The organism is Escherichia sp. AM3, assembly GCF_032029835.1.
In the GTDB taxonomy this organism is placed as follows: domain Bacteria; phylum Pseudomonadota; class Gammaproteobacteria; order Enterobacterales; family Enterobacteriaceae; genus Escherichia; species Escherichia coli.
The window spans coordinates 1-22065 of record NZ_JAVUPQ010000070.1; the positions used below are offsets into that span (position 1 = coordinate 1).

The 22065-nt window shown below is 49.0% G+C and carries 12 protein-coding genes and 1 pseudogene; 2 read left to right on the forward strand and 11 right to left on the reverse strand.

The window, feature by feature from the left end; all coding sequences use genetic code 11:
- Positions 1 to 75 precede the first annotated feature (75 nt).
- Positions 76 to 468: pseudogene (cybB, locus tag RTW80_RS19265) on the reverse strand (cytochrome b561); the annotation flags it as partial.
- Positions 469 to 656: 188 nt separating this feature from the next.
- Here cybB and gap point away from each other — a divergent pair.
- Entirely contained in the window at positions 657 to 1658 is a 1002-nt protein-coding gene (gap, locus tag RTW80_RS19270) for a type I glyceraldehyde-3-phosphate dehydrogenase (RefSeq protein WP_000048667.1), read from the forward strand.
- Between the two features lie 41 nt (positions 1659 to 1699).
- Here gap and aldA read toward each other — a convergent pair whose 3' ends face one another.
- The 3 genes from aldA to hrpA all read right to left on the reverse strand — a co-directional run bounded on the left by aldA (position 1700) and on the right by hrpA (position 8310).
- A complete protein-coding gene (aldA, locus tag RTW80_RS19275) occupies positions 1700 to 3139 on the reverse strand; it encodes an aldehyde dehydrogenase (RefSeq protein WP_000115916.1) in 1440 nt (479 codons plus the stop codon).
- Positions 3140 to 3335: 196 nt separating this feature from the next.
- On the reverse strand, positions 3336 to 4136 hold the full coding sequence (ydcF, locus tag RTW80_RS19280; protein ID WP_001027964.1) for a DUF218 domain-containing protein YdcF: 801 nt from the start codon (positions 4134 to 4136) through the stop codon (positions 3336 to 3338).
- 271 nt (positions 4137 to 4407) lie between these two features.
- Positions 4408 to 8310: an ATP-dependent RNA helicase HrpA gene (gene hrpA, locus RTW80_RS19285; RefSeq protein WP_000139545.1), complete on the reverse strand. Its 3903-nt coding sequence runs from the start codon at positions 8308 to 8310 to the stop codon at positions 4408 to 4410.
- A 200-nt stretch (positions 8311 to 8510) separates the two neighbouring features.
- Here hrpA and azoR point away from each other — a divergent pair, with 200 nt between their 5' ends.
- Entirely contained in the window at positions 8511 to 9116 is a 606-nt protein-coding gene (gene azoR, locus RTW80_RS19290; protein WP_032247990.1) for an FMN-dependent NADH-azoreductase, read from the forward strand.
- A 53-nt stretch (positions 9117 to 9169) separates the two neighbouring features.
- Here the strand turns inward: azoR and RTW80_RS19295 are convergent, their stop codons facing one another.
- The 7 genes from RTW80_RS19295 to RTW80_RS19325 form a co-directional block, all read right to left on the reverse strand.
- Positions 9170 to 10486 carry a phosphatase PAP2/dual specificity phosphatase family protein gene (locus RTW80_RS19295; protein WP_000627356.1) on the reverse strand — a complete coding sequence of 439 codons (1317 nt, stop codon included), beginning with the start codon at positions 10484 to 10486 and terminating at the stop codon, positions 9170 to 9172.
- The gene (locus RTW80_RS19300) at positions 10476 to 12233 is read right to left on the reverse strand and encodes a bifunctional alpha/beta hydrolase/class I SAM-dependent methyltransferase (RefSeq protein ID WP_032247991.1); all 1758 of its coding nucleotides are present in this window, start codon (positions 12231 to 12233) and stop codon (positions 10476 to 10478) included. Before RTW80_RS19300 ends, RTW80_RS19295 begins: the two co-directional genes overlap by 11 nt.
- A gap of 15 nt (positions 12234 to 12248) precedes the next feature.
- Complete coding sequence (locus RTW80_RS19305) at positions 12249 to 13145, reverse strand: phosphatidate cytidylyltransferase (RefSeq protein ID WP_000890941.1); 897 nt, start codon at positions 13143 to 13145, stop codon at positions 12249 to 12251.
- The gene (locus tag RTW80_RS19310; protein WP_000177526.1) at positions 13145 to 13750 is read right to left on the reverse strand and encodes a CDP-alcohol phosphatidyltransferase family protein; all 606 of its coding nucleotides are present in this window, start codon (positions 13748 to 13750) and stop codon (positions 13145 to 13147) included. The genes RTW80_RS19305 and RTW80_RS19310 overlap by 1 nt, the downstream gene beginning before the upstream one ends.
- A gap of 170 nt (positions 13751 to 13920) precedes the next feature.
- On the reverse strand, positions 13921 to 16227 hold the full coding sequence (locus RTW80_RS19315; RefSeq protein ID WP_033548737.1) for a DUF2773 domain-containing bactofilin: 2307 nt from the start codon (positions 16225 to 16227) through the stop codon (positions 13921 to 13923).
- Positions 16228 to 16290: 63 nt separating this feature from the next.
- Positions 16291 to 17151, reverse strand: a complete 861-nt coding sequence (pdxI, locus tag RTW80_RS19320; protein WP_000097801.1) for a pyridoxine 4-dehydrogenase — start codon at positions 17149 to 17151, stop codon at positions 16291 to 16293.
- A 207-nt stretch (positions 17152 to 17358) separates the two neighbouring features.
- Positions 17359 to 22065: autotransporter outer membrane beta-barrel domain-containing protein (locus tag RTW80_RS19325; protein WP_312719887.1), on the reverse strand; the 4707-nt coding region annotated here is incomplete at its 5' end.

Sequence of the window (22065 nt, forward strand, 5' to 3'; positions counted from 1 at the left end):
CTGATAGAAACAGAAGCCACTGGAGCACCTCAAAAACACCATCATACACTAAATCAGTAAGTTGGCAGCATCACCATCTACCCGTTCGAAATTGGCCTCTGAAGCGTAAGGCATCGTCAAACCAAACGCAAACCACGGGTTGCCCCGGTTATACATCATCACCAAACCAATCACTGGCAGCGCAATAAACAGGAGATAAATCACCAAATGTCCCAAATGCGCCAGTCCCGTCATCATCGGTTTTGGCTTAGGTATAATCGGCGGGGTTGGGTATTTCAGCCTTAACAAAAGACGAACGACCATCAGCACGAGAATTGAGATGCCACAGGAAACATGAATCATGTTGATGAGTGGCCGATCGCTACGTGGGAAGAAACCACGAAACTCCATTGCGCAATACGCTGCGATAACCAGTAAAAAGACCAGCCAGTGAATGCTGATTTGTAACCTTGAATATTTATTTTCCATAACATTTCCTGCTTTAACATAATTTTCCGTTAACATAACGGGCTTTTCTCAAAATTTCATTAAATATTGTTCACCCGTTTTCAGTACGTTACGTTTCACTGTGAGAATGGAGATTGCCCATCCCGCCATCCTGGTCTAAGCCTGGAAAGGATCAATTTTCATCCGAACGTTCCTGACAGGAGAAAACCATGAGTAAAGTTGGTATTAACGGTTTTGGTCGTATCGGTCGACTGGTGTTGCGTCGATTACTTGAAGTCAAAAGCAACATAGACGTTGTCGCTATTAATGATCTCACTTCCCCAAAAATTCTCGCCTACCTGCTGAAACATGATTCAAACTACGGACCATTCCCCTGGAGCGTTGATTTTACGGAAGATTCACTTATCGTTGATGGGAAAAGTATCGCGGTTTACGCCGAAAAAGAGGCTAAAAATATTCCGTGGAAAGCGAAAGGTGCAGAAATCATTGTCGAATGTACTGGCTTTTATACCTCCGCCGAGAAATCGCAGGCGCATCTTGATGCTGGTGCGAAGAAGGTGTTGATTTCCGCCCCTGCCGGTGAAATGAAAACTATCGTTTATAACGTCAATGACGACACTCTGGATGGCAACGACACCATTGTTTCCGTGGCGTCATGCACCACTAACTGTCTTGCGCCGATGGCCAAAGCCTTGCATGACAGTTTCGGGATAGAAGTCGGCACGATGACGACCATTCATGCCTATACTGGCACCCAGTCACTGGTGGATGGCCCGCGTGGTAAAGATTTACGTGCTTCACGCGCAGCGGCAGAAAATATCATTCCCCACACTACGGGGGCGGCAAAAGCCATTGGTCTGGTGATCCCGGAACTGAGCGGCAAACTGAAAGGTCATGCGCAACGCGTGCCGGTGAAAACAGGTTCGGTCACTGAACTGGTATCGATTCTCGGAAAAAAAGTGACTGCCGAAGAGGTGAATAACGCACTTAAACAAGCAACCACCAATAACGAGTCATTTGGTTATACCGATGAAGAAATAGTCTCTTCCGATATCATTGGCAGCCATTTCGGTTCGGTGTTTGATGCCACGCAAACGGAAATTACCGCCGTGGGCGATTTACAACTGGTGAAAACGGTCGCCTGGTACGATAACGAATATGGCTTCGTCACACAGCTTATTCGCACCCTCGAAAAATTCGCTAAACTCTGACGCGCACAGGCGGAGGAAAAAACCTCCGCCTCTTTCACTCATTAAGACTGTAAATAAACCACCTGGGTCTGCAGATATTCATGCAAGCCATGTTTACCATCTGCGCCGCCAATACCGGATTTACGCCATCCGGCGTGGAAGCCTTGCATAGCTTCGAAGTTTTCACGGTTGATGTAAGTTTCACCAAACTTCAGCCCTTTAATGGCTTTCATCGCGACGTTCAGATTTTGGGTATAGATTGATGAGGTCAGGCCGTAATCACTGTCATTAGCCATTGAGATAGCATCTTCCAGCGTGTCAAATGCGACCACCGGCAGAACCGGGCCAAAGGTTTCCTCATGCATAATCGACATTTCCTGGCGAACATCCAGCAGCAATGTCGGCGGATAATAATATCCTTTCCCGTCTACTGCTTTGCCACCCAACGCCACTCTCGCCCCTTCTTCTACTGCGCGCGCCACTTTTTGCTCGACCCTTTCCAGCGCCGCGGCGTTAATCAACGGCCCCATCGCAATGTCGTTGCGTTCAGCGGGGTTACCAAATTGAACCGCCTGCATCGCTTCACCCAGCCGATTGACGAACTGATCATAAATGCCTTTCTGTACATAAACACGTTCTGCACAGTTACACACTTGCCCACTATTAATGACGCGTGAATCAACGATGGCTTTGACTGCCAGTTCAAGATCGGCATCGTCCATTACGATAGCTGGTGCTTTACCACCCAATTCCAGGCACACTTTGGTGATGTTTTTCGCCGCAGTCGCCATAATCTTCTCACCTGCAGAGACGCTGCCTGTCATACTGACCATTGCGACCTTTGGGTTACCCGCCAGTTCTTGCCCAACGGTTTCACCACGCCCCAGTACAAGGTTAAACACGCCGCGCGGAAGGCCTATTTCATCGACGATTTTGGCGAATGCAATCGCATTGTTTGGCGTAAATTCACTGGGTTTAATGACGATGGTATTACCAGTCAAAAGAGCGGGAGCCATTTTGCGGGCAATGAGGAAGAACGGGAAGTTCCACGGCAGAATGCCGGTAGTCACACCAAGCGCACGTTTAAACAGAAGAATATTTTCTCCTGGACGATCGCTTTGAATAATCTCGCCCTCGTAACGCCGTGCCCACTCCGCCATGTAATCGATATAGTCGGCAGTAAAAGCCACTTCGACTTCAGCCAGCTGCTGGATCTTGCCCCCTTCTTCAACAATCAGCGCACTGATTTCACTGGCGCGTTCGCGGATCCCGGCGGAGATTTTGCGCAACCAACTGGCGCGTTCAATAGCAGGCAACGCTTCCCATTCTGGTTGTGCATGTTCTGCTGCATCGATTGCCTTACGGGCATCCTCGGCCTGACCATCGGGTATGCGGGAAATGACAGCCTCTGTAGCAGGGTTTACCACATCAATCCATGCGTCTCCACGCCAGGTAACAAACTGTCCATCGATATACATAGGATGTTGAACGGGTACTGACATGGGCGACTCCTGTGATTTATATGTTTGTTTTCGGTAAATACATTGTTAATTAACATCAATCATCAGAGAGACGGCATCGTGAAAGGACAATTCTGTGAAGGGCTTCATAAAAACAAGTGTAAAAGGAATAAAAGGCAGAAATAAAAGTCAGGAGTCATGCCCGTTTGCAAACAAGTGGTTCACAAACGGGCAATTTTTAACGTAACGAGCGACTTTCCATCGCCTCGATAAGCACCGCATCGTGTTTCAGCGTTTGCCATGCATGGATGACTTCTGCCGGAAAATCAACGTGAACGATAAAATCTCGCCCGCGGGGACCGTAGCCATCGCTATCATCGCGTAAACGCGGCAGCTCGCCAGTGAGTAGTGATAGATAACGCTCAACCGGCCATAATCCTTGCAACGGGTTAACAAAGATTACACTGTCTGCGTTATTTCCTAACTGAGGAACGAATCCGGGATAACTTAACCAGCGTGGTGCATCGGGATTGTCCCCAGTCATACGGCGGAACGTCGCCATCGTGCGCCGCTGCATGGTGGGGTCCTGAACAACGATAGCCGTATGAACTCGTTCTACGGCCTGATTCAATAGCGCGATGCTAAAGCGTGCGTTTTCACCGCAGTTTGTTGACTGGTCTTCAATCCAGATTTTTTCATGCGGAATGTGCCAGAACTGATGAGCGATATCCGCCAGGATGGTCGCTTCTGCTCTGCCAGTGGTGCGGATAGTGTTGTAGTGCGGATGCTGTGCGATGGCGCTATACAAAAAAGTTGTCGAGTGACCGATACCACCACTAATCAGTAAAGGAATTTGCTGATCGCGAGCAATCTTACATGCCGCATCGATAGTCGGCATAACCGCATTTCCTGCAAGTATGACGCAATCAGCCTGATACGGCACCTCACCGGAGAAATCATCCTGCGCCAGCCACTGTCCGATAACATTTATGGCATCTATAGTTGCCGTCGAAAGCGTCGGAAACGGGGTAATGTTCATGGTTCCTCCTTATCGTTCCCTTAAGAATACTGCGTGAGATAATAGTGAGAAGCGGAGCACTCTGAAAGGAGGAAGTCGTATTTCCTTAACCGCCACTCCGCAAGCCTGACATATCTTTTAAGGAAATGCTGTAGATAAACATTATTCATCTTGCAGCTGAGAATTGTATTTTTCTGAATTCCTGAATTTTTGTCCTTACCGTTTTAGAATTAATAAAAAACCCGGAGCTAAATGCTTACCGGGTTTTAGATTTATCAGGCAAATAGCAGGGTTAACCGCTAATCTGCTCCATCGCCTGCAAAATACGCTTATCTGAAATCGGATAAGGCGTACCAAGTTGTTGAGCGAAGTAACTAACGCGCAGCTCTTCTATCATCCAACGGATCTCTTTCACGTCTTCATCCTCACGACGTGCAGGCGGCAGTTTGTTGATCCATTGCTGCCACGCCTGCTGGACGTTTTCGACTTTCAGCATCTGAGCACGGTCGCGATGTGGATCAACCGCCAGTTTTTCCAGTCGTTTTTCAATCGCCTGCAAATATCGCAGCGTGTCGCCCAGCCGTTTGAAGCCGTTACCAGTGACAAAACCGCGATATACCAACCCGCCCATCTGCGCTTTAATGTCAGAAAGCCCCAGCGCCATGGTCATATCCACCCGCCCTTTCAGACGTTTGTTGATATTGAACACTGCCGTAAGGATTTGCTCGACCTGCTTCGCAATATCCACCACCGTGTCGTTCAGTTCGGCACGCACTTTTTCATGCAGCGCAGCAAAGCCTTCTTCCGTCCAGACCGGGCCACCATTGGCGTCGATCAATTTATCCACACCGCAGGAGATACAGTCGTCGATCAGCTCCAGCACTTTGCCATACGGGTTAAAGTACAGCCCCAGCTTGGCTTTGTTTGGTAACTTCTCATGTAAATACTTGATCGGCGAGGGAATATTCAGCAGCAGTAGACGGCGAAGACCGTTCCACATTGCCTGTTTTTGCTCTAGCGGATTATCAAACAGTTTGATCGCCACACTGTCGCGTTCATCCACTAGCGCTGGCCACGCCTTCACTTTGTAGTTGCCACGCTTCTGTTCGTAGCTTTCCGGCAGCTGACCAAAACTCCAGATATGCAGCCCGCTCTGCTCGATACCGTCATCCGCCACCGCAGACAGCGTTTCCTGCACTTTGCCTTTCAGCGCATCTTTCAGATCTTGTAGCGAGCGCCCTTCTTTTAGCTTCTTGTTTTTGTCATCCACCACGCGGAAGGTGATTTTCAGGTGATCGGGCACCTGATCCCAGTGCCAGTCTTCGCGGTCAACGGTAACGCCGGTCATCCGCCGTAACTCGCGCTCAAGGCTGTCGAGCAACGGTAACTCCAGCGGTGTGACGCGGCCTAAAAACGCTTCGGCGTAGTTTGGTGCAGGCACAAAATTACGGCGTACCGGTTTCGGCAACGATTTAATCAGAGCAATCACCAATTCGCGGCGCAGACCGGGGATCTGCCATTCAAACCCGCTTTCCTCAACCTGGTTAAGTAACGGCAGCGGAATATGTACGGTCACACCGTCCGCGTCTGCGCCTGGCTCAAACTGATAGCTCAAACGCAGCTTGAGATTGCCCTGATGCCAGAAGTTCGGGTAATCCAGCTTGCTGATTTTTTCCGCCCCTTCTTTGATCAACATGCTCTTTTCAAAGTTGAGCAAATCAGGCGTTTCGCGGCTGACTTTTTTCCACCAGCTATCGAAGTGACGAGCGGAGATTACATCGTGGCTGATGCGCTGGTCGTAGAACTCAAACAGCGTTTCGTCATCAACCAGAATATCGCGGCGACGTGATTTGTGTTCCAGCTCTTCCACTTCGGCCCGCAGTTTCAGGTTTTCACGGAAGAATGCGTGACGCGTCTGCCAGTCACCTTCCACCAGAGCGTGGCGAATAAAGAGTTCACGACATAACGCCGGATCGATCTGGCTGTAGTTGACCTTACGCGCAGCAACAATCGGCAAACCATAAACAGTGACTTTTTCCGTTGCCATCACCGCGCCCTGCGCCCGTTCCCAGTGCGGTTCGCTGTAGGTGCGTTTAATCAAATGCTGAGCAACTGGCTCCACCCATTCCGGGTCGATACGCGCAGCAATGCGCCCCCACAGGCGGCTGGTTTCTACCAGTTCCGCCACCATTACCCATTTAGGCGGTTTTTTGAATAAACCAGAACCGGGGAAGATGGAGAAACGCGCGTTACGTGCGCCGGTATATTCTTGTTTATCGGCATCTTTCATGCCGATATGGGAAAGCAAACCGGTCAGCAACGCAATGTGAATTTCGCGATACTCCGCCGGTTCGCTGTTAACCGGAATGCCAAGTTCTTTCACCACCTGACGCAACTGGGTGTAGATATCCTGCCATTCGCGCACGCGCAGATAGTTGAGATAATCGGTACGACACAGGCGACGGAAGGCGTTGGAAGAAAGCGCCTTTTGCTGCTCGCCAAGATAATTCCACAGATTCACAAACGCGAGAAAGTCAGACTCTTTGTCGTGGAAGCGACGATGTTTTTCGTCCGATGCCTGCTGTTTGTCCATCGGACGTTCGCGCGGATCCTGAATGGAGAGCGCGGACGTGATAATCATCGCCTCACGCACGCAGCCATGTTTTTGCGCTTCCAGCACCATACGCGCCAGACGTGGGTCGACAGGCAACTGCGAGAGCTGGCGACCGAGCGGCGTCAGTTTATAGGCGCTGGCCTGTTCATCAGTGGTGATCGCGCCCAGCTCTTCGAGCAGACGCACGCCATCCTGGATATTGCGTTTATCCGGTGCTTCGACAAACGGGAACGCAGCGATATCGCCCAGCCCCAGCGCGGTCATCTGCAAAATAACCGAGGCCAGGTTGGTACGCAGAATCTCCGGATCGGTAAACTCCGGGCGCGAGAGGAAATCGTCTTCGGAATAGAGACGAATACAGATCCCTTCGGACACACGACCACAGCGGCCTTTACGCTGATTGGCAGACGCCTGGGAAATCGGCTCAATCGGCAAACGCTGCACTTTGGTGCGATAGCTGTAGCGGCTGATACGCGCTGTACCGGGGTCGATAACGTATTTAATCCCCGGTACGGTCAGCGACGTTTCCGCGACGTTGGTCGCCAGCACAATGCGCCGTCCGCTGTGCGACTGGAATACCCTATTTTGTTCGCTGTTCGAAAGCCGCGCATAAAGCGGCAAGATTTCGGTATGGCGTAAGTTCAGCTTGTTCAGCGCATCGGCGGTATCGCGGATTTCCCGCTCGCCGCTCATAAAGATCAGAATGTCGCCATGGCTTTCCTGACTCAGTTCGTCTACGGCGTCAAAAATCGCCTGCAACTGATCGCGCTCGGTGTCATCGGCTTCTTCAACAATCGGGCGATAGCGCACTTCCACCGGATAGGTCCGACCGGAGACTTCAATAATCGGCGCATTATTAAAGTGGCGCGAAAAGCGTTCCGGGTCGATAGTCGCGGAAGTGATAATGATTTTTAGGTCAGGACGCCGCGGCAGCAACTCTTTCAAATAGCCGAGCAAAAAATCGATATTCAGGCTGCGTTCGTGCGCTTCGTCAATAATGATAGTGTCGTACTGCATCAGCAGGCGGTCTTGCTGGATCTCCGCCAGCAGGATACCGTCGGTCATCAGCTTGACCATCGTGTTATCACTTACGTGATCGCTGAAACGCACTTTGTAACCGATGCAACCGCCCGGCTCCGTTTTCAGCTCTTCCGCAATACGGTTCGCCACTGTTCTTGCCGCCAGACGACGCGGCTGGGTATGGCCGATCAGTCCTTTAATCCCGCGCCCCAGCTCCATACAGATTTTCGGTAACTGAGTCGTTTTACCAGAACCCGTTTCCCCGGCGACGATCACCACCTGGTGATCACGAATCGCTTCGAGAATGTCCTGTTTTTTCTGACTAACCGGTAAATTGTCAGGATAAGTAATTTCCGGTCGTGCCGCTTCACGCAGCAGGACTTTCCCTGCCGCCTGGTCAATCTCTTTCGCCATCTCCTGGAAAATGGCCTGTTGTGCATCAGGATTTTTAACCTTCTTCACGCCGTGCAGACGGCGAGAAAAACGCAGTCTGTCACGCAGCATCAGCGAATCCAGCCGCTGCTGCAAGGCCGTAAAGGTCAATTTTTGTTGTTCTGTCATAACGTTAGTGGGCAGTAGTCTGCCTGATTAATTTTCTTTTAAATGATAGATATAGAGTACCACATCGCGGCTTTCTATGCGTTGTTCAATAAATTCGAACATAGGCTTCGATTTATTGCGCTATCTCTGTGGCAGGATTGTGAATAAAGTGTCAACAAGCAACGGGGCATCGCCCATTCAAACATCTATAAGGAAACACCATGAGCAAGGTATTAGTTCTTAAATCCAGCATCCTGGCAGGGTACTCTCAGTCTAATCAGTTGTCCGATTATTTTGTTGAACAATGGCGCGAAAAGCACTCCGCTGATGAAATCACCGTTCGCGACCTGGCTGCAAATCCGATTCCGGTACTGGATGGCGAACTGGTTGGCGCTCTGCGTCCGAGCGATACGCCGCTGACTCCGCGTCAGCAGGAAGCTCTGGCACTTTCCGATGAGTTGATTGCCGAGCTGAAAGCCCACGACGTTATCGTTATTGCGGCACCGATGTATAACTTCAACATCTCGACTCAGTTGAAAAACTATTTTGACCTGGTTGCCCGCGCAGGCGTTACTTTCCGCTATACCGAGAACGGTCCGGAAGGTCTGGTAACGGGTAAAAAAGCCATCGTTATTACCAGCCGCGGCGGGATCCACAAAGATGGACCAACGGACCTGGTGACGCCGTATCTGTCCACGTTCCTCGGCTTTATCGGCATTACCGATGTGAAATTTGTCTTCGCCGAAGGGATCGCATACGGTCCGGAAATGGCAGCGAAAGCACAGTCTGACGCAAAAGCAGCCATCGACAGCATTGTTTCTGCATAACCGGACACGGTCTTGATGTGGACTGTAGATATTCAGTCCACATCTCAATCCACTTACCTGTTTTCCCATAATCTCAGCATCGCTTTGTGCTCGTCTGTCAGCACAATCTGCGGGCGTCTGGCTCGAATATAGCTAATCGCTTCATTAACGGTTTTACAGTGTCCGTAACATAACAACCATGCCGCCACCACCAGCGCACTGCGCGATAATCCCAATGCACAATGGACCAGAACGCTGCCTTGCTCTTCGCGTAATGTTTCCAGCATCGCCACGGCCTGTCGGAGCTCCCCCTCTTCCGGAACCACCAGATCCAGCATCGGTACACAAAAATAGAGTCGATCTTTTGTGGCTCGTCCGCGAGGGAATTCAAAGGTGACGTCCAGAACCGCATTCTGTGCCGGAATATGTCGTGGAAACGCCCCTAAATAAACACCAGCAGTAATTTTGCTCACCGGCTCCAGGCGAAGACAAGACCAACGCATAGACAGCCACATCCCGATACGCCAGGGCAATGTCAGCCAGTAAACGGCGGGCGGGAGTTTCCCCTGACTATCTTTCCCTGTTGTTATCGCGCCAAGCCCACCGTACCCACGGCCAATGATGAATAGCGATAATACTGGCCAACATAACCAGACTGACCACCATAACTGAAGCATTATCATTAGCTCCATCAACACAATGCACGAGCCCGCGCCTACGACATATGGCAGTGCTATTTTGATTCGACGTTGATCAGGTTTCTGATAATTCCAACGACGGTCGACGGGCACCATCCAGTCAATTAACATACCTACCGCCAGCCCCGTGATGACATCAATAAAATGATGCTGCCAGGTCGTCAGCGTCGAAATGGCGATGAGTAAAAACCATCCGCCGCAGACTTTACGCCACCTCACAGCCAGATGCTGACGAAAGTGACGCCAAAGTAGCCAGCAGAGAATAATATGCAGCGAAGGAGACTGGTTATAAGGCAGATCAAACAGTTCAAGTTGCGAAAATAGCCATCCTGTCACCCCACTCACTTCAGGACGGATAAAACTAAACTTCAGCGGGTAGAGAAAAAAACCGCAGCAGGCCATTACCGTTGCCAGAATAAGCCGGTGGACAAGTCGGCGCTGTTCGAATGTCGTGCTACAAACGAACAGCGAAAATCCATATAAAAGATCCAGACTCCAGTAAGGAACAATAGTCCAGGGAAGAAAAGGGATCGCCGTTTCCCAACCGAATACCTGACTGGGAATATCATGGCTGTTAAGGTCCTGAACCGCGGTGAACTGATTAAGAGATCCATAGGTGAAGAAGAAAAACGGGGCCAGCAACAATAACCAGCCAGCGCCTTGTAGCAATACGTTCCGACGTTCAGTTATCACGACGCACCGCCATCGAAACCGTAAAAATACCCCACTCATCAATCCGTTGTGTGCATTTATCAAATCCGGCATCACGCACGAGTGAATCCATCTCCCCTTGCGAACGCACGCGCATTACCCACGGTTTACCATCTTTATGACTGGTTAACACCCCGGCAATCATCTCCAGTTGAGGGTGCCACGGCTGCCCGGTGTAGATGAGAATGCCGCCCGGTTCGATGGCATTGGCAAGACCTGCGAGTGAGTTTTTTACCTGCTCATTTTCGGGAAACAGCTCATACAGTCCAGAGACAATCGCCAGCGTAGGCCGCGGAGTTAACGCGCTGAGTTCCTCCGGGTTAAACGCATCGCCCTGTTCAAAACGCACCCGCCCAGACATTCCCCGTTGGGCAATCATCTCTTGCCCCTGTGCAACATTTAACTCACTGTAATCACGTAATAAAATATCGCTTACGGCAGGCTCGTTTGCCAGTGCATCCAGTACATAGCGCCCATGCCCTGCGGCAATGTCAACCACGCGGACGGCTAAACCTTTGGCGTGGAGATCGGCAACGGCTTGTTTAATCAGTATTTGTAAATGGGTTTTGCGCTGGCGAATACCGCGCCAGCCAACACTGTTCAGGTAGATTTTGTCGATTAAGCGCCCGAATGCGTTACTACCTTGCGGTTGATTTTGATAGACATAATCCAGCGAACTGCCTGAATCAAAGCCGGTGCTCATTCCGAGATGCAGGCCCGAAGAGTGCGTCCCGAACAATTTCATCGCCTTTCGCATAAAGCGATACGCTAAATCAACCGGCGATAATGGCACGGGTCCACCAGAAAGTAGCCGCCATCGATCCGCTGATGGTCCTGTGCAGTCTTCATGCTGATAATCAAATTTTTGCGATTTGTTAGCATATAAACGACTAATAAAGCTTTGCATTTTTTCAAATGCCAGCGCCCTGTTCTCTTCACCCAACGTGTCGTGATAAAAGCCTGGCAGCAGATGCAGCTCTTTCAGAGGGCTACGTAATCTCTGATAAAAATCAATCTGCGGTTGGCGATGCACCACATAGTCATCGCCTGATATCAGAAGTTGCGTGGGGAGCGTAATCGCCGCCGCATCTCTAATAATACGTTCAGACGTTTTGTAGAGATCGAGCAAGATATTAACGGCAATCGCCCGTGTGATCAGCGGATCATTATTGAAACTCGCCCCCCGTTGCCGATCGTGGGTCAAATAGCGTCCTTTCACATAGGAATTAATAAAAAACAGACCACGCAGACGATGCCATAACGCCAGCGCAGGACGTGCCAGCGGCACATACAATTTAACCTTAAAGGCCGGAGAAGCCAGCACCAGCCCGCGAATTGCAGGTGCATAATCATGAATCCATGTGGCAACCAGCACTGCGCCGACGCTTTGCGCGATCACTACCACCTCTTCCAGTCCAACCTGGCTGTCGCTGGCAGCAAAACGGACAAATTCATCGACATCCCGCACTGAACGCGCAAGAGATGGGCTATAACCACGCGGCCCCGAACTTTTTCCATGCCCTCGGGCATCCCAGGCATAAAAAGCAGTATCTGGCATCGCCAGTTCATCAACGAGATGTTGTAGACGACCAGAATGTTCATGCCCGCGATGAAATAAGACGATGACCTTTTTCGCCCCGGGCTGTAAAGCGGGCCAGTGCCGATAAAACAACACTGTATTATCACTGGTGGTAAAAAAATGTTCCCCAGGGATGCGTGAATTTTCCATTTTCTCTATTTTCCTTCAGTAACAGCAGTAGCGTATAAAATAAAAAAATACCGGAGCGGTGAAAATTAATGAGTCAATCCTGTCAAGGAGTCCGCCATGTCCTGGCAATAGTTTTCCGCTATCTTTAACACCAATATCTCGTTTGATGGCTGACATCACGACATCGCCGCAAAAACCACTAATACCAATTAACAAACCCGCTAATAATGCCTGTAATGTATTTAGCGGTGTCAGTAACGGTCCGATAATCAGTGACGCAATCATGATGGTGATGACGCCGCCCATCAGACCTTCCAATGTTTTTCCCGGGCTGACTTTAGGGACCACTTTTCTTCTGCCGCAGGATTTTCCCCATAAATACTGTGCAATATCGTTTGACTCGGTTAATGCCAAAAGAAATAACACCAGTAACGCCCCGCCCTGGATATTTGTGGTGGGCAACATTAATAACCAGGCGGCATGACTCAAGGCGAAAACGGTCATTATCCAGCCCCAAAAAATGGCGCTCACGGTATGCAGAAAACCAGAGGGGTCACCCACTAAAACTTGCCCGGTGGCTAATATCAGAAACCCAGCCAAAGGTATAAATAACAGAAACAGCTCAAAGCAATTAAAACCGATAAGCAAATAGTTAAGAGGAATACCCCAATATAACCAACGCGGAAAATGTACAGATATAAGCGTACAATATTCTTTCAATGCCAGAAAACTTATCAGCGCAAAAAACGTCAACGTCATCCAGCGTGGACCTGAAATCACCATTGAAAAACAAATGACGATGCCCCACCAGGTACGAATACGTAATGTAACCTCACCCCCTTTTCTCTCCGGTAACCGCCATAGCAGAAAACGGTTTATCAGCGTTGCTAAAATTAACAACGCGAAAAGTGTTGCCAGAGATTTTTCCAGCATTATATTTCAGCGCTCATAAGAAGCACACTCCGACAACGATTAATCGCAGTCCAGAGAAGCAGAATTGAAGCAATGCTCCATAAAAGATTATTCCACTGCATCCACTGTGGATAAATGGCAACGGCCAGACCCCACAGACCAAATATTAACGCGCGATCGCTTTTGCCAAATGGACCGGCATAACTGCGAACACCGTTAATCGTCTGCGCGAGTAAACCGCAAAACTCGGTCAATATGGTGCAAAATAACATGAGTATCACGAGTGATGCGTTACTTTCCGGTAAAAATAAAAATGTTAAATAGAGCGCAATATCGGAAATAACATCACCAGTCTCATTCAAAATTGCCCCAAGCCGTGTTTGCTGATTGCACTCACGCGCCAACATGCCATCCAGCGCATTGAGCGCCATACGGATAAAAAGCACGATGGGCAATAGCATAAAGAGGATGGGTTGTGCCACCAACATCAACAGCAATCCGGTAAGAAGAGAAAGCGCCAGTGCAGCAAGAGTGATGTGATTCGCTGTAACGTGGTGCTTGTAAAGCCAAAACATCGTCGGCCTTAACAGCGACTGAAAGAGCGGTTTTATCTGGTAGAGCGTCATTATCAATCCTTGATAATTCGGTTTGCGCTATGGTGCATCAATTCCCCTGACGGAGATATCGCAACACGCCGCTTCATTAAAAATTCAGAATATATCAAGGTATTGGGGACTCACTGTCAGGAATAATTATCCCCAATTAATCAAAGGGTTAAGAAATATTACGTTGTGGATCAATACAACTCATCAAGTTTTCTCATCGCTTGTTCCCGTATTGCGCGCGTCTTACCGTTAAGCGCCAGCTGGCGGACTAAATCCAGTTCAGGGTTAACAAGCTCTAACGCCAGCAAAGGATCACGTTTCAGCCTCGCCTTTAATACATCAACTGGAAAACGGGGATTATTCATCGCCACAATCCACCACTCGGGATCAATTTCTGCCGCCAGTACTGCAGGCGGTGTGTGGCGGTTGTTAAGTGCGCCGAACTTGAAAAATGTGAGATTGCTTTTCGCCAGTGTACTCCACCATATACGATCCGGTTGTTTTGCCAGTACATCCAGTTGTGCTAACGCATCGGGGTCGAGTGCATAATAGACGCGTAATGCTTCATCAACCTGCGCACGGGAGCTGTTTTCCTGCCTCAGAAAAAACTTCGCCCAAATATCATTGCGTGGCGTATTTTGCTGTAATTCCTTGAGGACAACAGCGGGTAAATTATCCCAACTAACTAATGCACTCTCTAAAAAGTCCCAGTCTTCCAAACGTATCAGGGCTGTGGCATTTAATAGCATCTGATCATCAACTTCACCGTGGCTGATAAGCTCAGACAAAATCATATCAGCGCTGGTTTCATACGCAGCTGAATCTGCTTTCGGATTATTTTTCCGATGCGATAAAGCACGTTGCCAAATTTTTTGTTTCATCGACGTGCTCAGATACTGATTTTTCGCCAGATTACTCCACCCCTCAGGATCGTTGAAACGTGTCAATAACCGTTGTAGAGCAGCGTCAGAGTGAATTACCTGCATATCCCGACAGCAAAAGTAGGCAGGGGATTTTTTCTCCATCCTTTTAACAAAATTAAACTGTAAGTTATCTGGCAATGCTAAAAATAACACACGTATTAGATCATCGTCATTCTCGAATTTTTGGTATAAATAGGCTGCAACTTTGTCACTCTCTTGTGGCGTCATCCGCAATAATTGACCATGGTGTTTCATCTCTGCCAGCTTGAACGCTAAGCTTTTGACAACATTGTTTGATGAATCGTTCGCCAACTGCATTGCCTGATTGTAGGTGAGTTGTCCTCCAGCACCGACCTGACGAATAGAGGAATCATCACTGCGGAAATAGCCATCAATAATGGATTCAGGCAATAACCACGCATCTTTATAAAGCTCCTGAATGATCATATCCCAATCTCTTTTCGCCAGAGTCATTACGATATCCAGAGGGAGATTTTCACGTAGCGCAAGATTCAACGGACCGACACCATCAGGTAGACGACTCATTCGCGTCATTATTTCGACAGAGAGCGGTTCACGGTCGAGCAACCCCAGAACAACAGGCTGGTAACCCAATTGCTGATCGGTCAACTCCAGAATCTCATTGTCAGGCATATATCTCGCCATACTTTCAATCGTTTGTTCATCATTGCTATTAATAAGTTGTTTGCGTAGGTTAGCTGAAATTCCTTTAAGCCTTGGGAGAGTTCGGATTATGGCAAGATCAAATGTCGCAATATCTCGTCCTTCAAATGCAGCAACGTTGCCTTCATCCAGCATTTGCAATTCCTGCACTAACTCAGGAGAAGGCTTAGGGCGAAACAGCGCTTCTTTTTTCATCTGATTACAGACATTCCCTGCCATGCGAATATTGCTTCGCTTAAAAATTTCTTTCAGAGCATCTTCATCATTTATTAGACCCCAATAATATGCATCAGGATTTATTATCATCAGCGCTTTTTTGACATTTTCAGTGTCATTTTTGTCACTCGCACGGACCATGAATTCACTATTTGTCGAAGACGCAACAACAGGTGCAATTATGTCATTGATAAATATCCCACGCGCATTAATACTCCCCTTAATCGTAGACGGATTATCGTAATATGAGTCGATAAATACCAGTCCACTTGCATTTATCGAACCGGTAATTAACAGTGGTGAATCCGTAACTATATTCGTTGCCGTCACGTTACCGAGAATAACCCATGGATTAGAAAGAGAGAAAGTGGAAATATTACCTTTGACTGTCAAATTACCAAGAACAATCAATTTTTGATTACTCTCTATATTACCTTCTACCACTAAATCGCCACGATGCACTTTCCAGTCCGATGCAGATAAACCGAAGGGGACAAGATTCACGCTACTGTTGATAGCTTGTTCAACTTGTTGTTTATCTTCAGCGGTAGCCGCAGAAAAAAATGGTTCAATATCAACTGTATTTGCAACACATCGAAGTTCCGCCTGTACTGGAAGACTCAGCATAAACAGGGGAAGTAAACCTATCCAGCCGCAAATCCTGGCCTTAAACATATGCACTCCATGCCATTAAAAAAGAAACAAAAGGGAAATGCATCTTTCCCTTTTGTATATTCGTTATTCTCGCGAAATACCATCCAACGTAGACAACACTTCCTCAGAAAGATGCAATTTCTCAGCAGCCATATTCTCCCGTAAATGCGCAACCGAAGACGTCCCTGGGATCAGCAAAATATTCGGTGAACGTTGTAACAGCCACGCCAGCGCCACCTGCATGGGTGTTGCACCCAGGCTCGCAGCAACATCGGAAAGTGTGGACGATTGCAGCGGTGTAAAGCCCCCGAGCGGGAAGAACGGCACGTAGGCAATGCCATCGTGGGCCAAAGCATCAATCATTGCATCATCAGCACGGTGCGCGATGTTGTATTCGTTTTGCACACAGACAATTTCGGCAATCTTGCGCGCCTCTGCAACCTGCGTCGGTGTGACGTTGCTCAGGCCAATATGTTTTACCAAGCCTTGTTGTTGCATCTCTGCCAGCACGGTCAGGCTGGCCTCAATCGATCCTTCCGCTGGGCCATGACCATCCCCCATCATAACGCGCAGGTTAACCACATCCAGCACGTCCAGCCCGAGATTACGTAGATTATCGTGCACCGCTTTTTGCAGCTCTGCCGGAGAAAATGCGGGCAACCAGGATGCGTCCTCTCCACGCCGCGCACCAATTTTAGTGACAATTGTCAGGTCGTCAGAGTAAGGATAAAGCGCTTCGCGGATAATCTGATTGGTGACGTGCGGACCATAAAAGTCGCTGGTATCAATATGATTGACGCCCAATGCCAGCGCCTCACGCAGCACGGTTATAGCGACGTGGCGATCTCGTGGGGGGCCAAAAACTCCAGGACCTGCCAGTTGCATCGCGCCATAACCAAGACGGTTAACGGATTTTGTACCGAGAGTAAATGTATTGCTGCTCATCGCACCCTGCCCTGTAATAAAACGGATTAAGAAAAATCAGTATAGAAACGAAAAGAGATAAATAATGCGAAGGTGTAAACAAGATTACTGGATGAGTTGCTCTATTGTCCTGAAAGACACAAAACAAAACGCGTCACGTACCACATCCGGCAATAAAAAAACCGCAACCTGTATCAGCGTTGCGGTTTAGGGATCACATGCTAAAAATTAGAACGTTTTCTTGAAGTTCAGCATCACGCCTTTATCGCTGATGCCATCCTCTTTCCAGTTGTACGCATCCAGATTCAGCGAACTTTCTTTGCTGCTGTACTTCACGCCGACGCTTGTCAGGCTATTGATGCCGCCGCCCTTCTGACCGTCATCGACGTTAAAGTGCTGACTACCTGCGCCTGCCAGGCTTGCCGTACGCTGGCTCTTCGCGTAGCTCAGGTTCGGCCCGCCTTCCAGCGTAGCGCTAGCGCTCCAGCCGTCTTTACCTGCGTAGTCCAGTTTCAGCCCGACGATGCTGTCCACCGCCGTTTCGCTGCCACTGTTCATATTCAGGTTAAAGTCTCCGGCATTGCGCTCCTGATAGCCACCTTCCAGTGTGTGACGCAGTTTTACACCCGCATATGGCGTAACCTTCAGTCCTTCGCTCGGTTCGAAAGTCTTCGCCCCTTCGCTGCGGAACTCCAGGTACTGCTGTTTCACGTCGGTATCAGCCGTTTTGTTCGTGTTGCCAAATGCAATCGAGCGGCTGCTGTCAAGGTTGTGAACGTCGTAACGCAAGGCGTTATTCCAGTTCATGCCGTTATCGAACGACATCTGATGTTTCAGGCCAAAGAACTGGCTATAACCGCCTGTAACGCCATTATCACCCGCTTTCTGCGCACCATCACCATCGAGACGAGCGATACCGTACTCCAGACTCATCGTCTGGCTTTCGCTCAGGTCGATAGTTTTACGCAATGCCAGCATGTCGTATTCGGTATTATTACCTAACTCGGCACGCGGATCGCCTTTCGCGACAACGTTGAACGCCAGACCGTTACCCACTTTCGGCGCGGCATCTGCCAGCATACTAAAGCGGTTGCTTAACACGCGCGCTTCGCGGAATACCGTGGTCGCCTGGCTACCGCTGACCTGTTTCAGAGCACTGTTCAGTTCAGCAGTCGTGCCGACGTTCAGGCTGGTAAACAGTTCGTTGTTGGTGTAACCCGCATCCAGTGCTTTCGCGATGTCATTCACCGAGGCATCTGTTGCCACATCGGTATAAGCGTTTTTGCTCATGGTGACGTCAACGTTACCGCTGGCATCGGTGCTGCCTTTGGCAGTCCATACCACGGACGTTGAGGTGATGGCGTCAGCGTCGGTCAGGTTGCTACCTTCCACTACGTTATCAAAACTCACAATGGTGTCTGCCGTACCAGCGGTAAAGCCCGTGTTAATCTCCACGCCGTTCATGCTGGCATTGTTAACCTTCAGCTTCCCGGCGCTGCCGTTAACGTTGGTACCGACGACATAGCCGTTGAGGTTGTTCATGCTGCCACCAGCCTCATCACTTCCCGACGTTACACTAACCGTATTGGGCTTCGGCACATCCGGCAACGTATAGTCGCCATAATGCACTTCGCTGCTATTACCGTTGTTACCGTTCATACCTTCAACATTGATGCTGTCGCCCTGCTTGATCAGGCCAGAACCCGTAACCCCATCGGCAATCACCACCGTGCCGTTGTTAACCACATGACCTACTGTACCCAGTACGCTAAATGCAAACGAGTTATTAGTGAAGATATTGATGGTGCCGTTGTTCTCGATCACCGCATCCGCCGTGGCGTTGGCATTGAGTTGCATACCGATCATATCCGTGTCAGTAGTGCCTGCGGTACCGAGGTTGATGGTGCCATTGTTAACCAGCTGCGCGTTCTTATCACCTTCCATAGCCACAGCACCGGTGCCGCTGATGTTCATGATGCCGTCATTCTGGGCAATAAAGTTGCTGTGGGTGACTTTCACGGCACTGGCGCTGTCGTGATCGAAGTTGATGACCCCGTTATCCTGGTTCCAGAAGAAGGCATTCTGATCGCCGGCATTATTAGCGCTGACTACCAGTGACTTCGCAGAAACATCAATCGTTCCGTCATTGATAAAACGACCATTTCCGCCCCACATATTAACGGCTCCGTTGTGGGAAGAATTACTGATGTTCATGTGACCGGTATTATAAAGCGTACCGGACTGGTTGATGTGCACAGCATTCTTGTCGTTATCAAGAATAAACTCGCCGCGGTTATTGAAAGCAGAATTATTATTAACTTCCAGCATCCCGGTGTTGTTACCCTCACTGCTACTTCCGAGGTTCCAGGTTCCTTCGTTATTTGCCACTGCAGTACCTGTCAGCGCAGCACCTCTCATAATCGCCCCGTCAGTTTGATTATTAAAGACCCCGCCAGCCGACATCATCCGCCCTGTTACACTGCCACTATTATTGAATACCCCCGCGTTCTGCACGATTTTATTGATAGTTCCGGTGTTGTTCACTAACGAACTATCAGCACCAGCATTCATGGTAATTTGCGCAGTCATTTCTCCGGCATTATTTAGCGTTACAGTTTCTCCGCTTCGTGTAATCGTATCGCCACCGGTATAGATCAGTGAGGTGAAATCATCTGTGTTATTGTACTCATTCCCCGATTGGCACACGCCGAAAGTGCAGATTGTACCATAGTTAACAATTGTTCCTGTGCCATCGTTATAAAACGCCTGACTAGTACCAACATTGATATTGATAACACCCGTCTGGTCGTTGATAGCAGTACCATGCTCATAAACAGCCATCCCTACCAGAGTATTTGCTGCCAGACAATCGTCATAATTACCATTTTTTTCGAGGTTAATCGTCCCCTGGTTAATAACTGTATTGCTGGCGCCATAGGCCGCCATACCTGCGCCGGCGTTATAAATAGTTATAACACCGCCCAATTGGTTAATTGCTGTTGCATTTTTCCCTGCACCACTATAACTATCAGTACCAACTCCCACACCTGTACCGAAGTCAATGGCGCTGTTGCTAGCTATATCTCGCATTGCGGTAGTGTCATTTGCATCTACCCACATAGAATCCAGTGTAATTTTACCCTGATTTTCTGCTGTTGAATCTGCTATAGCAAGCATGCCGACACTACCACGACCATACAAATCAATGATGCCGCTGTCAGTATTGATAATTGTGCTATTCGATTGAGCGACTAACCCTGTTATACTACTGACATCGTTATTAAAAATAAATGAATTCGATGTGCCCGTTGAATACTTGTTAAATACGCTATGTCGTTCCGTCACTTTACCTGTGATCGTACCTGCATTAGTGGCGCTCCCTCCGTTAGTAGCCAGTAAAACAATGGGAGACGGTGCCGGATCTTTACCATTTTGTAATAACGAGATCGTGCCACTATTTATACCTGTTGTATTTTCACCAGTAACAAAAGCAAAACCTAAATTCTGAACTTCAACAGTACCTTTATTAACAATTTTCGCACCGGAATCAGCATAAGTAAGTTCTGGGGTTCTTGTCCCATGATGTTCAAAACTGTCAATATCCTGCATTGTTAGCGTAGCGCCACTGCCAATTTCCAGCAAAGCTTTATCCTGTACCCGAATAACCCCGGCAAACCCCAGAGGGAATTCTCCGCTGATTGTCGTATCTCCATTCAGATATACCGACGACTCACCACTAACGACAATAACGCTGGTATAACTATATCCTGTGCGCAAGGAAGCAACCTGCGACCCATCTGCAAGCGCGTTTTTCTCTCCAATCAGTTCAAGTCCACCATTCATATTAACGGTATTGCCATCGCCAATCACAACCAGACCTGACGTTTTCTCTGCGCTGCCATCAAATAAATTACTCTGACGAGAAGTAACCTCACTGTCTGATACAACAGTTAACTTTCCATCCAGCGTCACGTTATTATCACTGCCGTAAACGTTGATACCCACGGATGGATCGAAGAAATATTCCGCCGCATTGTCTGCGGTTTTATCCTTATCAACCAGAACGTTACCAGTGATATTCACTGTATTCGCATCGCCAGAAACGTTTATGCCCGTCGCTTTCTGCCCGACCACTTTTAGATCTTTTGCCGCCAGCGTCACGCTGTTATTGTTGCCATTAAGATCTACCCCGGTCGAGAAATCGCCAACCTGCATACTGCCTGCCAGCGAAACCTTCCCACTGTTGGTTGTGATGCTGAACCCTGTCGCTTCATTGCTAACGTTAACATCACCCGTATTGGATACTGTTGCCCCCTCACCGTTGATGAGCACGCCAATCGATCCAGTATCGGAAACAACAATATCTCCTTTGTTGTTAACCGTGCCGTTGTCACCAATGTTCTCAACACCATGCGCACCGCCTGTAACAGTCAGGCTACCATCCAGATTTACAATGCCGATATTGCCCGCGATTTTGGTACCCGTGGAATCTTTTCCATCAACAGTGGTTTTTCCACTGTTATTCGCGGTGGCGTCGTTACCGTTGATCTGAGTGCCGGTGCCGCCATTGGTGATAGTGCTCTCGCCTTCGTTATTGACGATGGCCTGGTCGCCGTCAACCTGGATACCGATGGACTCCGGATCGGTGACGGTCATGGTGCCCTTGTTATCCACCGTTACGCTGTCGCCGGTGATATCAATACCGTGACCGCCGCCGCTGACATCCAGATCGCCGTCCTGAATCACCTTCCCGTTATTGCCAGCAATTTCCGTACCGGTGGAATCCTTGCCGTCAACGGTGGTTTTGCCGTTGTTGTTTGCCGTGGCGTCATCACCGTTAATCTGCGTGCCGGTGCCACCGTTGGTGATGGTGCTCTCGCCTTCGTTATTAACAACCGCCTTGTCGCCGTCAATCTGGATACCGATGGACTCCGG